14 protein-coding genes and 1 tRNA gene are annotated in these 15054 nt (G+C 67.1%); 6 read left to right on the forward strand and 9 right to left on the reverse strand.

Annotated features, from left to right (window positions below):
• Positions 1-371: 371 nt before the first annotated feature.
• Positions 372-1040, forward strand: coding sequence for an arsenate reductase ArsC (locus tag QX204_RS33720; protein ID WP_301904506.1), 669 nt, complete (start codon positions 372-374; stop codon positions 1038-1040).
• Here QX204_RS33720 and atzF read toward each other — a convergent pair.
• From atzF to QX204_RS33750, 6 genes are all read right to left on the reverse strand, one after another.
• Complete coding sequence (gene atzF, locus QX204_RS33725; RefSeq protein WP_301904507.1) at positions 997-2694, reverse strand: allophanate hydrolase; 1698 nt, start codon at positions 2692-2694, stop codon at positions 997-999. The genes QX204_RS33720 and atzF overlap by 44 nt on opposite strands.
• Before the next feature lie 26 nt (positions 2695-2720).
• A complete protein-coding gene (locus tag QX204_RS33730) occupies positions 2721-3425 on the reverse strand; it encodes a GntR family transcriptional regulator (RefSeq protein ID WP_301904508.1) in 705 nt (234 codons plus the stop codon).
• 434 nt (positions 3426-3859) lie between these two features.
• Positions 3860-4558, reverse strand: a complete 699-nt coding sequence (locus tag QX204_RS33735) for a YrhK family protein (RefSeq protein ID WP_301904509.1) — start codon at positions 4556-4558, stop codon at positions 3860-3862.
• A 226-nt stretch (positions 4559-4784) separates the two neighbouring features.
• Positions 4785-4858 (reverse strand) — tRNA-Pro (locus tag QX204_RS33740).
• A 67-nt stretch (positions 4859-4925) separates the two neighbouring features.
• Positions 4926-6470, reverse strand: coding sequence for a DUF8017 domain-containing protein (locus tag QX204_RS33745; RefSeq protein ID WP_301904511.1), 1545 nt, complete (start codon positions 6468-6470; stop codon positions 4926-4928).
• A gap of 49 nt (positions 6471-6519) precedes the next feature.
• Positions 6520-7482, reverse strand: a complete 963-nt coding sequence (locus QX204_RS33750; RefSeq protein WP_056821935.1) for a metallophosphoesterase — start codon at positions 7480-7482, stop codon at positions 6520-6522.
• A gap of 122 nt (positions 7483-7604) precedes the next feature.
• On the opposite strand from QX204_RS33750, the gene QX204_RS33755 reads away from it, so the two are divergent.
• Complete coding sequence (locus QX204_RS33755; protein WP_056821934.1) at positions 7605-8069, forward strand: GatB/YqeY domain-containing protein; 465 nt, start codon at positions 7605-7607, stop codon at positions 8067-8069.
• A gap of 49 nt (positions 8070-8118) precedes the next feature.
• Here QX204_RS33755 and QX204_RS33760 read toward each other — a convergent pair whose 3' ends face one another.
• Complete coding sequence (locus QX204_RS33760; protein ID WP_301904512.1) at positions 8119-10497, reverse strand: penicillin-binding protein; 2379 nt, start codon at positions 10495-10497, stop codon at positions 8119-8121.
• A gap of 372 nt (positions 10498-10869) precedes the next feature.
• On the opposite strand from QX204_RS33760, the gene QX204_RS33765 reads away from it, so the two are divergent.
• Positions 10870-11193, forward strand: coding sequence for a WhiB family transcriptional regulator (locus QX204_RS33765; protein ID WP_056821932.1), 324 nt, complete (start codon positions 10870-10872; stop codon positions 11191-11193).
• 113 nt (positions 11194-11306) lie between these two features.
• Here the strand turns inward: QX204_RS33765 and QX204_RS33770 are convergent, their stop codons facing one another.
• Together QX204_RS33770 and QX204_RS33775 are read right to left on the reverse strand one after the other, a co-directional pair.
• On the reverse strand, positions 11307-12440 hold the full coding sequence (locus QX204_RS33770) for an ATPase BagB (RefSeq protein WP_301904514.1): 1134 nt from the start codon (positions 12438-12440) through the stop codon (positions 11307-11309).
• On the reverse strand, positions 12437-13474 hold the full coding sequence (locus tag QX204_RS33775; RefSeq protein WP_301904515.1) for an ATPase BagA: 1038 nt from the start codon (positions 13472-13474) through the stop codon (positions 12437-12439). The genes QX204_RS33770 and QX204_RS33775 overlap by 4 nt, the downstream gene beginning before the upstream one ends.
• A gap of 59 nt (positions 13475-13533) precedes the next feature.
• On the opposite strand from QX204_RS33775, the gene QX204_RS33780 reads away from it, so the two are divergent.
• From QX204_RS33780 to QX204_RS33790, 3 genes are read left to right on the forward strand one after another with little or no spacing between them, the layout of a single operon-like run.
• Complete coding sequence (locus QX204_RS33780) at positions 13534-13695, forward strand: Sp36 family protein (RefSeq protein WP_301904517.1); 162 nt, start codon at positions 13534-13536, stop codon at positions 13693-13695.
• A 2-nt stretch (positions 13696-13697) separates the two neighbouring features.
• The gene (locus QX204_RS33785; RefSeq protein ID WP_301904518.1) at positions 13698-14159 is read left to right on the forward strand and encodes a RidA family protein; all 462 of its coding nucleotides are present in this window, start codon (positions 13698-13700) and stop codon (positions 14157-14159) included.
• 9 nt (positions 14160-14168) lie between these two features.
• A complete protein-coding gene (locus QX204_RS33790) occupies positions 14169-14963 on the forward strand; it encodes an MBL fold metallo-hydrolase (RefSeq protein ID WP_301904519.1) in 795 nt (264 codons plus the stop codon).
• Positions 14964-15054 lie beyond the last annotated feature (91 nt).

Below are 15054 nucleotides of genomic sequence, written 5' to 3' on the forward strand. Positions count from 1 at the left end.
GCCAGCAACCAGACGATCGCGGTTTCCATAATCGATCTCCTTGCGTCGGTGCATCCATCATCGCCGAAAACCCCTCTCCGCCGACAAGTTGTTCTTAAGAAGCTCTAGAGACCGACACCGCATTGTTGCTTCAGACACCGGAGCAACCGGGTCCGATCGGTCTCGAGGGGTGATCGGTCGGACCCGGCGGTGCAGACCAGAAGGTGGCTCTTCCAGACGCTGAAGACGCACTGCCGACGGTAACCACACCGACGGGCTGGGCCGAAGATGTTCCACGTCGTGTCGGCGAGTACGCGTGCCGGGCCGGTCGGTCGAGGGGTTGATCGGCCCGGGCGTTTGCGTATGACTCGAATTCGGGTAAGTGTTGGGGGGTGGTCGATATTGCCGAGCACTCCGACGCGCTCGACCGTGCCGAGGCGCGGCTACGCGAAGAATTCGCGACGATGTTCGAGCTGGAGACGATCCATCGTTTCCTGCATGCCTCCTATGAGAATTTCGCCGCCCGCGCGACGGTGACCCTGTACTTACCGCTGCTGGCCGAGCGATTCGGGCGGCAACGGTTGCAGGCGCTGGCCAAGATCGAAGGCAAAGTGGCCCGGCCGCGCCCCACGGTGCTGTTCCTGTGTACGCACAACGCGGGCCGGTCGCAGATGGCGCTCGGCTTCTTCGAAGATTTGGCGCTGGGGCGGGCGGTGGCCTGGTCGGGCGGGTCGGTGCCGGGCGGGCAGCTGAATCCGGCCGCGGTGGCGGTGATGGCGGAGGTGGGCGTCGATATCTCGCGCGAGTATCCGAAGCCGTGGACCGATGAGATCATCCGCGCCGCCGACGTGATCGTCACGATGGGCTGCGGCGATACGTGTCCGCTGGTGCCGGGGGTGCGCTACGAGGAGTGGATCATCGAGGATCCGGCCGGGCTCGATGCCGAGCTGGTGCGGCCCATCCGCGACGACATCGGCCATCGCGTGACGGGCCTGCTCGCCGAGCTCGGCATCGACGTCACCGATCCCGTAGATACCCCACCCAACTCCCGAATCGTGTGATGTCGGTGGCCGCGACGGCGGCGTCGTAGCTGCAGGCGAAACCGACCACCGCGCGGCCATCGGATAGATCGATGCTGGTCAGAGCCATCGGCGGCGGCAGTTCGGCGAGGAATCGGCCGAGGCCGGCGGGGGAGACCAGGAACAGTTCGCCGAGGATCGGTGCGCCCTGTCCGTCACCGTGGCGGACCAGCCCGGGTTTGGGCGGGGTGGTGTCGAGGGCGGTGAGGCGGTAGGCGTCGGTGGTCGTGATCTCGCCCGCGAAGCGCGCGCCCAGCTGTTCGAGTTGCCAGTGCAGGGGTTGGCCGCGCAGGTGTGCGCCGAAAACGGCAAGGGGCACACCGGTTTCCACGAGAAGCGGCGCCGGGGTGCCGGTGACGCGGGCGGCGAGGTCGACGGCGAGTTGGTCGGCGAAGGCGGGGACTACGACCGTCACGCCGAACGGGAGACCGTCGGCGGTGGGTTTGCCGGGGATCGCGACGGCGGCGAGGTCGAGCAGATTGCAGAAGTTCGTGTAGGTACCGAGTCGGCGGTTGATCGCGAGAGGCTCGGCTTCGACTTCGGCGATCGAAGGGTGCTCGGTGGTGGTGGGAAGCAGCAGACCGTCGAAACCGGCGAGCAGTGCTGTCGCGGTGGTGCGGGCGCGGGCCAGGGTGTCCAGGTCGTGGGCGAAAGAGTGCGCGTCGAGTTCCTTTGCGGCGCTGATTATTCCGGCGACGGTGTCGTCGAGTCCCGGCGCGCCTTTGTCGACGAATTCGCCGACCGCCGCGTATCGCTCGGCGACAATCGCGCCGTCGTAGAGCAGGCGGGCCGCGTCCAGAAGCGGCGAGATGTCGACCTCGGTGACGCGCAGGCCCTGATCATGCAGGGCGGCAACGGTTTCGGTGAAGGCAGCACGGTAGGCCGGGCTCAGCGGTTCGAGGTCTTCGGATCGGGGGATGGCGATCTCGGGCTCGGCGGATGCCGAGAGGCGGACGTCGGCGGGCCATTCGCGGCTGCGCGGGTCTCGAGAATCCTTGCCCGCCATCGTCTTTGTGGCAGTGACGGCCAGCTCCAGGTCGGCGGCGAAAATGGTGACCGCGTCATAGTCGGCGCAGGCGGCGACGACGCCATGGGTGGGGATCACGCCGAGGGTGGCCTTGACGCCGACGATCCCGTGCAGCGCGGCGGGCACACGGCCCGAGCCCGCTGTATCGGTGCCGATGGCGAGGTCGACGATGCCGAGCGCCACAGCTGCCGCCGAGCCCGAACTCGAACCGCCCGAGATCAACGCGGGATGCAGTGCGTTGCGCACGGCGCCATAGGGGCTGCGAGTGCCCACGAGGCCGGTGGCGAACTGGTCGAGGTTGGTCTTGCCGAGTACCAGTGCGCCCGCCGCGACCAGCCGCTGTGCCGCGGCGGCGGTTTCGGTTGCCTCATAGGCGAATTCGGGGCAGGCGGCGGTGGTGGGCAACCCCGCCACGTCGACGTTGTCCTTCACCGCGAGGAGCAGACCCGCCAGCGGGAGTTTCTCGCCCGCCGCGACCCGGCGTTCCAGCTCGACGGCTTCGGTCGTCAGAACCTCCTGCGAACGCAGCGTGATCCAGACCTCCGGCCGATCCACCTCGGCGATCCGTGCGTAGGCGGCGGCGACCCGCGCGGTCGGGGTTACAGACATTGACGCTCCTCTGATTACTACGGGCTCTACTCGCTGAGAGACATGGCGGCGACGGCACGCGAGATCCGCTCGAGCACCACATCCAGCGAATCGCCGATGTGGGTGTGCAAGAGCTGCTGAGCCAGCGTGAGGTCACCGGCGAGGACGGCGTCGAGGATGCCGAGGTGCTCGCTGATCGTGGTCTCGATGCGGTTGTTGATCATGAAGTCGTACATGCGCACATGCCGGATCCGGGAGTTCACCGCCACCAGGGCGCGCACCATCTCGGCATTGCCCGCCGCGGTGAGCAACGCGACATGGAACTCCTCGTCGACGACGACGAAACCCGGCTCCTGGGCAGGCGGGTCGGCCTGCAGGGTCAGCCACTTCTGTCGCTCGGCACGCAGCAGCGCGGTGTCGTGGGTGATCCGCGGATCTACCCGCACCCGGGTCATCCCGCCCAGTTCCAGGGTCAGCCGCAGCTCGTAGAGATCGCGAATCCGCGACACACTCGGCCGCACCGGACTGAACCCGAACTCCTCACGCTGCAACAGCCCGTCCGAGCAGAGCATCGTGAGCGCCTCCCGAACGGGTGTGCGGGAGATCCCGAATCTGGTCGACAGCTTCGGCTCGGTGAGTCGCTCCCCGAACCGGATGTCGCCGTTCATCAACTCCCCACGCAACGTCGTATAGACGACGTCGCGCAACGGCCTTCCCGAGGCATCGCCCGGTGCATCCACCCTTGTCGACATGGGTGTATACGCTATCGACCGCGAATTTCTATCAAGTGACAGAAAGTAAGCGCCAGGTTATCCCTTGCTCACACCAGCGTCCTCACCACGCGGAGCCCGGCGTGGGGAGAACTTTTCAACCAACCCCGAACACGCAGGCAACCCCACTTGCCATGGATACGGCCACACTCGATCCACGAGCCCACCCTCCCACCTGCGCTCATCCCGGAAGGGCGACCCCTATGTGCCCCACCATTCTGGCCCTCATCCTCGGCTTGCTCTCCCTCACGGCCCTCACCATCTGCTGGCCGAACCCTCTCGACCGCAAACCCTCACAGACCAGCGAGGAGCCCCTGACCGGTGAACTGGTCGGGGGCTCTTCTGCGTCGCGACCGGCACGTCGGGATGACAGGATCTGAACCTGCGACCGACCACGGGAGCTCTCCCGCGGATCTTCACCGACGAGGACCTCGCCGTCGCACATAGTCGAGGAGTCTGGAATTCGCCCCGGTCGGGGTAGGCGCGTAACCCGCGGGGATATCACGTCGGCTCAGCAGCGCCGCCGCGAGAAAGCACAGTGCGCCGAGGAAGGTTCCGAGGTTCGCCCACAACAGGCTGACGAAATCGGAGGTGGTCGGGACAACGTACGCCCCGACCGCGGACACCCCGAAGTACACCGATCCCACCATGTTCAGCCAGGTACAGCGCCACGTCCGCGCTTTCGGGTCCCACAGGCGGTCCCGCTCGGTCGTCGCGACGACCGCGAGCGCACTGGCCACCAGGAAGCAGACCGATCCCCGTGCGTCCGGGCGCCAGCCCGATCCCACGCGCGCGTTCTCGTTCACCACGCTGATGAGCGCCGCACTCGTGCTGAGGTTGAAGAACAGCGTCCCGACGAACTGCACCACGGCTGCCCACCAATCAGCCCGAACCGCCCGATCGGAGCCTCGGCGAGCCGGCCGCCGACCACTGAGCGCCAGCTGGATGAACGCTGCCAGCGTGAAGAAGATCGCCCCGACGAAGAACGTGGCGTTGGTGACGACGGCGCCCACGGCGTCGGCGTAGAACGGCACCGCTCCGACGGCGAAGAACACGGATCCGATCGCGAAGCCCCACGCTTCCCGGCGGAGGCGCACCCGGCGCTCTGGCGTCATGTTTCGAGCGTACGACCGGCCGAGGCCGGGGAACGTCATGTACACAGCGTGAGGCCGGGCAGGACTTCTGAATTGGTCGGCGGCGCTACCCCTGATAGGTACGCGAACCCCTCGGAAACGCGCTGCGTACCGACTGCGTACACATTCAGCCGCCGAGGGCGGATAGCAAAGAACCCCTGACCCAGGAATCCCAGGTCAGGGGTTCTTTTGTGTCTCAACCAACACGTCGGGGTGACAGGATTTGAACCTGCGACCTCTTCGTCCCGAACGAAGCGCGCTACCAAGCTGCGCCACACCCCGTGAGGCGAACCTGAAGTAGCTTACAACGCGGGGTCGGGAAACGTTAAATTGGCTGGTCAGGCGGGGGCTAGTCGAGGGATCTGATGGTGCTGAAGATGCGCTTGGCTTCGGCTGCGTCGATGGCTCCGGGGACGCCGGTGTCGGCGATCATCACCATGACGAAGCTGCCGTCCTTGGCGCCTTTGAAGGCGTAGGTGTAGACGGAGTAGGTGGAGGCGCAGCCGGGTTTGGGAGCGGGGACGGTGCCGGTGGTCTCGGTGAACATGCCCTCGGTTCTGCCGTCGATCGACTTCAAAGGCTGGGCGGGGCCAGGGGTTCCCTTGGAGCCCTGGTAGGCGAGGGGGGCGGCCTTGGTGCCGAGTTCGGCGCCCGCTGCGGCGTTGTCGGCGTTCTTGGAGCCGGTGAGCAGCGACATGGTGCGGGTGGAGTTGGGGCAGTAGTCGCGGCCGTCGGAGGCGTAGCCCTTGCCGACCACGGAGTCGCCGGGGGGCTCGCCGACGCCGCCGATGGTGGTTTCGGTGGCGACCTTCCAGCCCGCCGGGACGTCGTAGGCGGCGCCACGGTCGGGGGAGGCGACGACCTGGTAGCCGTCGATGAGTGGTTTGCGGTTCGACGCGGCGCCCGAGGGGGCGGGGGTGGTGGTGCTGGGTTTGGGCTTGCTCGACGAGGTCGGTCCCGGGGTGGTGGACAGGGCGCTGACCATCGACGGGGTGGCGCCCGCGGTGGTGTTCGGTGCGTCGTCGCCTCGGGTCAGCGCGACCGCGGTGATCGTGCCGCCGACCAGGAGCAGCGCCGCCACGCCTGCCGCGGCCCAGATCGCCGCCTTGCTGCCGGATTTCCGCTCGGGCGGGAAGGGCTGGCCGTACGACTGGACGCCACGGTGATCGAGCGGGGGGATTTCGCCATATTGCTGCGGCGCCTGCTGTTGCCAACTCGGTGCGCCGAACTGCTGCTGACCGGGCGGATTCGCCGGACCGCCGGCACCCCATGGTTGCTGTCCACTGGCGGCGGGCGCACCCCACTGCTGACCAGGAGGTACCGGTACGCCCCACTGGCCCGGAGGTTGTTGTCCGGCAGGCGGATTCATACCCAATTGCCACGGCTGGTTCGAGACAGGTTGTCCGCCTGGAAGATTGGCGCCGGGAGCTGCCGGACCGCCCGATTGCGGGCCCCCGGGGGGCCACTGCTGGCCGGGTTGATTGATGCCGGGCTGCCACGAGTGATTCGAACCCGGCTGCCCAACAGGCGGATTCGTGCCCGGCCAGGGTATCGGCTGACGTAGCTGGGTGGGATCGGCCTGTCCTTGCTGCGGAACCTGCTGTCCCGCAGCGGGGTTACCGGAGTCCTGCCAATCCTGTGGACCCGCCGGTGCCCATTGCGTCGGTTCGGGGAGCCCGGGCGGCGGGCCGGAACCGTCCCACCGCAGGGTCGGCGGGAGGCCGGTGCTGCCCGGCGTCCAGACCGCGGTGGGATCGGGCGTACCCGGATTCGGCTGTCCCGTAGCCGGATCCGGCGAACCGGGCCGCTGCCACTGCTGATCGGGCTGGCTCGCTGCGCCGGGGCCGCCGAATACGGTCGGGTCGTCGCGCCTGTCGTCGGATCCACTGCTCACGGTCGTCTCCTGATGACACCTCAATGACAATGTCGTTCGGAGCCAGACCCTAGCGGGCTACGGCCTCCGAGGTGGAAATGCCGAAGCCGGTATCGGCGGAGGGCCGCTTGGGCTGGGAGCCGACCAACGTCAGCAGCGTGGCCTCGGGGCGGCAGCAGAAGCGGTAGGGCGCCCACGGGGAGGTACCGATGCCCGCCGAGACGTGCAGCTGGGTGTGCGCGCCCCACTGGGAGGCGCCCTTCACACGCGACTTGTCGATGCCGCAGTTGGTGACCAGCGCGCCGTAACCGGGAACGACGAGCTGCCCACCGTGGGTGTGACCGGCCAGCACCAGGTCGTAGCCGTCTTCGGCGAAGCGATCGAGCACGCGCGGCTCGGGCGAGTGCGTGACACCGATGCTGAGCTGGGCCAGCTGGTTCGGTGCGCCCGCGACGGTGTCGTAGCGGTCGCGCTGCAGGTGCGGGTCGTCGACTCCGGCGCTGGCGATGCGGATGCCTGCCACCTCGAGGTCGCGCCGGGTGTGGGTCAGGTCGAGCCAGCCGCGTTCGGTGAATGCCGCGCGCAGGTCCTTCCACGGCAGCGGATCGCCGTAGACGCGACGGTGATCTTTCTTGAAATACTTCAGCGGATTCTTCGGCACCGGCGCGAAATAGTCATTCGAACCGAACACGAACAAGCCTGGTCGAGCCAGCAGTGCGCCGAGGGATTGCACCACGGCGGGCACGGCCTTGGGATGGGAAAGATTGTCGCCGGTATTCACGACCAGGTCGGGTTCGAGGCGGTCGAGTTCGCGCAGCCACTGTTGTTTGAGCTGCTGGCCCGGCATCATGTGCAAGTCGCTGACGTGCAGAATGCGCAACGTCGGCGAACCGGGCGCGAGCACCGGCATCGTGGCTTCGCGCAGGACGAACGCGTTCCGTTCGATCAGCGTGGCGTAGCCGATGCCTGCGACGGCGGCCCCTGCGGCTCCCAACGCGGTTCGGCGGACAGCGGACGTCGAGATAACGGGCATTTGCCCAGCATAGGCGACCCCCTCCCGGATCGGCGCGTGTGTTTCCGCACAAACGGTCTGGAATTTCCGTCGCGACGAAAATGTGATGGGACTCCACACAGCGAACGACTACGGTAAACCGCATGTCGGAACTGAAAGCCAAGCTGCGCGCGGATATGACCACCGCGATGAAAGCCAAGGACAAACTGCGTCTCGCGACCCTGCGGATGCTGCTCGCCGCTATCCAGACTTCCGAGGTCTCCGGTACGGAGGCGCACGAACTCTCCGATGCCGATGTCGTATCGCTGTTGCAGAAGGAAGCGAAGAAGCGCAACGAAGCGGCCGTGATCTACGAGCAGAACGGTCGCGGTGAACTGGCCGCGAACGAGCGCGCCGAGGAACAGATCATCGAGGAGTACCTGCCGACTCAGCTCGACGACGCCGAGGTGGCGCAGATCGCCGACACCGCGATCGCCGAGGTCGCCGAGCAACTCGGCGAGCGCCCGAGGATGAAGCAGATGGGCCAGGTCATGAAGGCCGCCACCGCGCTCGCCGACGGCAAGGCCGACGGTTCGCGACTGTCCGCCGCGGTCAAAGCCAGGCTCTGAGAAACGTGAAGGCCGCCGTCCGAATCGGACGGCGGCCTTCGTCGTGTGACTAGCGCGGCACCGGGATGGGGATCGGTGGCAGGCGCGGAATCTGCGGCAGCCCCGGAAGCACCGGTGCGGGCGCCGCGGGCGGGGGAGTGGTCGGCGCGGGCACCCGCACGGACCCGTCACTGATGTAGATCGTGACCACCGAGCCCGGAATGGCCGAGCCGTTCGGCGAACTGCCCATCACCGTGCCCTTTGGCTGCGAGCCGGCGCCTGTCACCGCGGAGACCTGGAAGCCCGCGCCGGACAGGATCGAGGTGGCCTCGCCCTGCGACTTGCCCGCGACATCGGGGACCTGGGAGTTGTTCGCGCCACGGACGTACTTGTCGTCCACCGGCGGCAGCCCCGGCGGCGGGAACCGGTCCATCAACGGCTTGATGGCGTTGAACCAGGTGCGGGCCGGTTCGTTACCGCCGAACAGGCCGGAGGCATCACTGGCGCCACAGTTGCGCAGCGGGAACGAGCAGATCTCGCCGGGGGTCGGGCTGTCGCCGTAGACGTAGACCGCCGACGCCAGCGCGTTGGTGAACCCGAGGAACGCCGAGGAACGGTGGCTCTCGGTGGTACCCGTCTTGCCCGACATCGGCGCCGCCCACCCGGCGGCCCGCGCCGCGCCCGCGGCGGTACCGCTGACGTCGTCCTTGCTCATCGCGTTGGCGAGGGTATTGGCCAGACCCGGATCCACGACCTGCTCGCAGGCCTGCTGGGTGAGCGGAACGGCCTTGCCGCTGCGGTCGACGACCTCCTTGATCGGCGAGGGCGGGCACCACTTGCCGCCGGAGCCGAGCGTGGCGGCCACATTCGACAGTTCGAGCGGGTTGATCGCGAACGGGCCGAGGGTGAACGAGCCCATGTTGTTGTTCTTGATGTGGTCGGCCAGGCTCGCGTTGCCGTGCCCCGAGGTGCCGGGATCGGTGTAGGACCGCATGCCGAGGCGCACCGCCATGTCCACCGCGGCGGAGACGCCGACGTCCTGGATCATCTTCACGAACGTGGTGTTGGGCGAGGTCGCGAGCGCGTCGGTCACCGACATCGACCCCGGGTAGTTGCCCGCGTTCTTGACACACCACGAGTCGGCCGGACAACCCGGCGAGTTCGAGTAGCCCATGCCCCTGGCGGCGTAGGTGCCCGGCACATCCACCTGGGCGGCGATACCGAGACCCTTCTCCATCGCGGCGGCGGTGGTGAACAGCTTGAAGATCGAGCCCGCGCCGTCACCGGCCATCGAGTACGGCTGGCCGAGCAGCGTCTCGTTGGCGTCGCGGTTGAGGCCGTAGGTGCGGCTGGAGGCCATGGCGAGCACAGGGTGCGAATCCTGACCGGGCGCGACCACCGACATGACCTCGGCGATGTTGTCGAGGTTGGGGTCGGCCTGCTCGTTCACCGAACGCTTCACCGATTCCTGCAGCACCGGATCGAGCGTGGTCTTGATCAGATAGCCGCCCTTGTCGATCTGCTCGCGGCTGATCCCGGCCTCGGCCAGGTACTGCAGCGCGTAATCGCAGAAGAAGCCCTTGTCGTTGGCGGAGATGCAACCGCGCGGCAGACCCTTGGGCTCGGACAGCACGCCGAGCGGTTCGGCCTTGGCCTTGCGGAACTCCTCGGCGCGGTGCGGGATGTTCTGAATCAGCGTGTCGAGCACGGTGTTGCGGCGGTCGGTGACGCCGGTGACGTTGGTGTAGGGGTTCAGCTTGGAGCTGGACTGCACCATGCCCGCCAGCATCGCCGACTGGGTGATGGTGAGCTCGGACGCGTCGACGCCGAAGTAGGTCTGGGCGGCGTCCTGGATGCCGTAGGAGCCGTTGCCGAAGGGCACCAGGTTCAGGTAGCGGGTGAGGATCTCGTCCTTGGACAGTTCGCGGTCGAGCGTGAGCGCCATCCGGATCTCGCGCAGCTTGCGCGCCGGTGTCGTCTCGATCGCGGCGCGACGCTCGGCGTCGGTCTTGGCGACCACGAGCAGGTTGAAGTTCTTCACGTACTGCTGGTCCAGGGTCGACGCGCCCTGCTGCACCGCACCCGAGGAGGTGTTGGTGAGGAACGCGCGCAGCGTGCCCTGCCAGTCCACGCCCTTGTGGTCGGCGAAGCGCTTGTCCTCGATGGACACGATCGCCAGCTTCATGTTGTTGGAGATGCGATCGCTCGGCACCTCGAAGCGGCGTTGCTCGTAGAGCCACGCGAGGGGCGACCCGTTCGCGTCGACCATGGTCGAAACGGCGGGGACGGTGCCCTCCACCAGTTCGGCTGAGACATTGTCGACGGCATCGGCGGCGCGGTTGGAGATGAATCCGAACCCACCGGCCATGGGGAACAACAGCCCAGCGACAAGCACGGCGGCCAGCGCGCAGCTGCCGGCCAGCCTCGCGAGCGTTTGAGTGATCGGCACGATCCCAGACTAGAGGGTGGGGTGGTGAGGTTCACGGCTGTGCTGCTCGACGGGGAATGTCCGGGCGGTGCCAGGGGGGTTGCTCGGGCGTGTCAACAAAATGATCACATCGGCGTGTCGCGACCGGCCACGCCGGTGATCAGCACTACTGCGCGGTTCTGACCCGATTTGAATGGACGCCCGTACCAAAAAATCGGGGGGCGGTCTTGCGTAACCGCCATACCTTTACCTAGATTGAGAACCCAGTGTGATAGAGCTAACACTCAAAGTGGAATGTGGTGCGGGACGCAGCGGTAGTTGGGTTGCTGTGATCCGCGCTCGCGATTCTGGAGCGCCGCACAACGGTGTTCGGACTGCAAAGGGGCACATCAAATGCACATCACAACCCCCATCGCTCGACTGGATGTAGAGCAGGCCGAGGCAAGGATCGCTTGGGTTGCCCAGGCGCGATGCAAGGAAGTGGACCCTGATCAGCTGTTCGTTCGCGGTGCGGCACAGCGCAAGGCGGCAACGATCTGCCGTCACTGCCCGGTGCTGATGCAGTGTGGTGCCGACGCGCTCGACAATCGGGTCGAGTTCGGAGTGTGGGGCGGGATGACCGAGCGGCAGCGGCGTGCGCTGCTCAAACAGCATCCCGACGTGACGTCGTGGGCGGAGTTCTTCAACGCCCAGCGGCAGCACCAGGTGGCCATCTAGCCGACGAGACCGGACCGTTATCACAAACGGCGCCGAGACCGCATGGTTTGCGGAATCGGCGCCGTTCGTGAGTGTTACCGGATTGTCAGCTATAGCGGATTTGTCTGAATCAGTCAGGCCGAAGCCGGAGTACCTGTCAGTTGATCGCCCACCGCACGCAACGCTTCGAGGTCCGAGACCTCGAACGGCAGCGCCGTCACGGAGACGATCTGCACGTGCGGATGCGCTCCGGTGAACCGATGCAGCAGCCGCCGCTCCCGTGCTGCTGTCGACACCCGATCGGCGTGGATGCGCAGCACCGAGGCGATCAGCGGGTCCGAATCGGCCACCTGGTCCGCAGCGGTCAGCGCGTGATCACCGGACAGCTCCGACAGCGCGGGATGGGTCCGGTTCAGCACCAGACCGGCCAGCGGCATCTTCTCGGTCGACAGCCGGTCGACGAAGAACGACGCCTCGCGCAGCGCGTCCGGCTCCGGCGCGGCGACCACCAGGAAATGGGTGCCCGGCTTGGACAGCATCGCGAAGGTGCGTTCGGCCCGATCCTGGAACCCACCGAACAGCGACTCCAGCGACTGCAGGAACGTCGAGGCGTCCTTGAGCAACTGCCCACCGACGATGGTCGAGACGCCACGCATCGCCAGGCTCATCGCCCCGGTGACGAGCCGGCCCACGCCACGCCCCGGCGCCATGATCAACCGGATCATCTTGCCGTTGAGGAAGGTGCCGAGCCGCTTGGGCGCGTCGAGGAAATCCAGCGCGTTGCGCGAGGGCGGAGTGTCGACCACGATCAGGTCCCACTCCTTGCGCGCGGCCAGCTGGCCGAGCTTCTCCATCGCCATGTATTCCTGTGTGCCGCCGAACGAGGACGCCACCGTCTGATAGATCGGATTGGCGAAGATCTGCTCGGCCTTGTCCGGGCTGGTGTGCTCGAGCACCATGTCGTCGAAGGTGCGGCGCATGTTCAGCATCATCGCGTGCAGCTCGCCGGGCACCTCGGGACCGAGTTCCACGCGCTGCGGGTTGTTGTCCAGCTCGGCCACGCCGAGCGACTGCGCCAGCCTGCGTGCCGGATCGATGGTCAGCACCACCACCTTGCGACCCGATTCCGCCGCGCGCAGCGCGATCGAGGCCGCGGTGGTGGTCTTGCCGACCCCGCCGGACCCGCAGCACACGATCACCTTGGCGTTCGGATCGGCGATGATCTTCGAAACGTCCAATAAGGGCGGGGTGGAAACGTGCTCGCTCATCGGACTCCCTGCGCGGATAGCTGTTCGGCCAGTTCGTAGAGGCCGCCCAGGTCGATGCCGTCGCCGAGGGCGGGCAGTGACAGCTGGGGGACATCGATCTGCGCCAGTTCGGCGGCACTCACGTTCTGTGCCGTGAGCACCGTCGCGTGGTCGACCGTTTCGGCGATCAGGCCGTCGAAGTCCGACTCGGACAGGACGATGCCTGCCTTCGCCAGGTCGGCGGCGATGGCGGCGGTGTCGAGTTCGCCCGCCACGACCGCGTCACGCTGGGCCGGGGTGAGTTCGGCGGTGGCCGCTCGGTTGACGATCACCGTGCCGATCCGCAGATCGTCGGCGGTGAGTTCGGCGATCGCGTCGGCGGTCTCCTGCACCGGCAGCGCCTCGAGCAGCGTCACCAGGTGGATCATCGTCTGATCGGAGTGCAGCAGCTTGGACACGCCCTCGGCCTGCGAGGCGATCGGACCGCCCTTGGCGATCTCGGCCATGGCCGTGGTGACGTCGAGGAAACCGGCGATCCGGCCGGTCGGCGGCGCGTCGACGACGATGTCGTCATAGGCGGGCTTGCCGTCCTTGCCGACCCGCACCACGCACTCTTTGATCTTGCCGGTGAGGATCACGTCGCGCAGACCTGGCGCGATGGTGGTGACGAACTCGATGGCGCCCATCCGGCGCATCGCCCGCCCCGCGAAGCCGAGGTTGTAGAACATGTCGAGGTATTCGAGGAACGCGTACTCGATGTCGAGCGCCAGGGCCGTCACTTCGCCACCGCCGTCGGCGCTGGCGATCAGGGTCTCGGTGGGCGGCAACGGTGGCCGGTCGAAGAGTTGCGCGATGGACTGGCGACTCTCGACCTCGACCAGCAGCACTTTGCGCCCCCCTGCGGCGAGCGCGAGTGCGAGTGCGGCCGAAACGGTCGACTTGCCGGTGCCTCCCTTGCCGGTCACGTAGTGCAAGCGGGCCTTGGCCGCGCGCTGTGGCCATCCGGTCGACGGTCCGGGAACCGACGAAACCGGCTCTACTGTTGGTGCTCCCACGTCGCCGAGCCTATAACCCGTTTCTCCCAGACGTTCGGGGTGAGCCCTAAACTCACCCCATGAGTGAAGTCACCCAATGGGAGTACGCGACCGTGCCGCTGTTGACGCACGCGACAAAGCAGATCCTCGACCAGTGGGGGTCCGACGGCTGGGAGCTGGTTTCGGTGCTGCCGGGACCGACCGGAGAACAGCACGTCGCCTACCTGAAGCGGCAGAAGTAACCGTGGCCACCGCGTGGAAGGACGCGCTCGACCGGCTCGGTGTCACGCTGCCGCCGGTCGCCCCTCCTGTCGCGGCCTACATCCCCGCTGTGCGCACCGGTTCACTGGTGTACACCTCCGGCCAGTTGCCCTTCGTCGACGGTGAATTGTCGGCGGTCGGCAAGGTCGGGGCCGAGGTGGATGTGGAGCAGGCCAAGGAGGCAGCTCGGCTGTGCGCGTTGAACGCGCTCGCCGCCGTGCACGACCTGGTCGGGCTCGACCAGGTGGTGCGGGTCGTGAAGGTCGTCGGATTCGTCGCCTCGGCGCCGGGATTCGGCGATCAGCCGATCGTGATCAACGGCGCGTCGGAGTTCCTCGGTGAGGTGTTCGGCGAGGCGGGCGTGCACGCGCGCTCGGCGGTCGGCGTCTCGGAACTGCCCAAGAACACGCCGGTCGAGGTGGAATTGATCGTCGAGGTCGGATAGGTAGCCGTCATGGCATCAGAACATCCCGCGTACGGCCAGGTCAGGCAGGTCACCCCGACAGCATCGGTACTTCTGGCCGACAACCCCGGTCAGATGACGCTCGACGGAACCAACACCTGGCTGCTGCGCGGCCCGGACAGCGATTCCTATGTGGTCGTCGATCCGGGACCGAAGGACAAGAAACACACCGCCGGCATCGTCGAGGCCACCGGCGGCCGGATCGCGCTGACCCTGATCACCCATCACCACCACGATCACACCGGCGGTATCGATCACCTGGTGAAGGCCACCGGGACGCCGGTGCGTTCGGTGGATCCGGCGTATCTGCGCGGTGCGGTCGTGCCGTTGGCCGACGGCGAGGTCATCGAGGTCGCCGGCCTGCGGGTCACGGTGCTCGGCACGCCGGGGCACACCACCGATTCGGTGAGCCTGCTGCTCGACGACGCGGTGCTCACCGGTGACACGGTCCTCGGCCGTGGCACCACCGTGCTCGAATCCGCGCCGGGTGCGCTGGCGAGTTTCCTCGCGTCCCTGGAAAAGCTCCGTGAGCTGGGCGAGGGCAAGGCATTGCTGCCCGCGCACGGGCCCGATCATCCCGATGCGGTACCGGTGGTGCAGTACTACCTCGACCACCGGCGTGAGCGGCTCGATCAGGTGCGGGCCGCGCTGGTGGAACTGGGTTCCGACGCGGGCGCCCTCGCGGTGGTCCGCAAGGTGTACGCCGATGTGGACAAACGGCTGTGGCCCGCTGCCCGCAGTTCGGTGCAGGCACAGCTGGAATATCTGCGAGCCGAACAGAACTGATACCGACTCGATCGCCGACGCGCTTGCTCCGTCGGCGATCGAGTCGTATCACGGCGACAACGCAGACGTCCCGGCACGACAAGTCCGCGCT

This window comes from Nocardia sp. PE-7, from assembly GCF_030486425.1.
In the GTDB taxonomy this organism is placed as follows: domain Bacteria; phylum Actinomycetota; class Actinomycetes; order Mycobacteriales; family Mycobacteriaceae; genus Nocardia; species Nocardia salmonicida_A.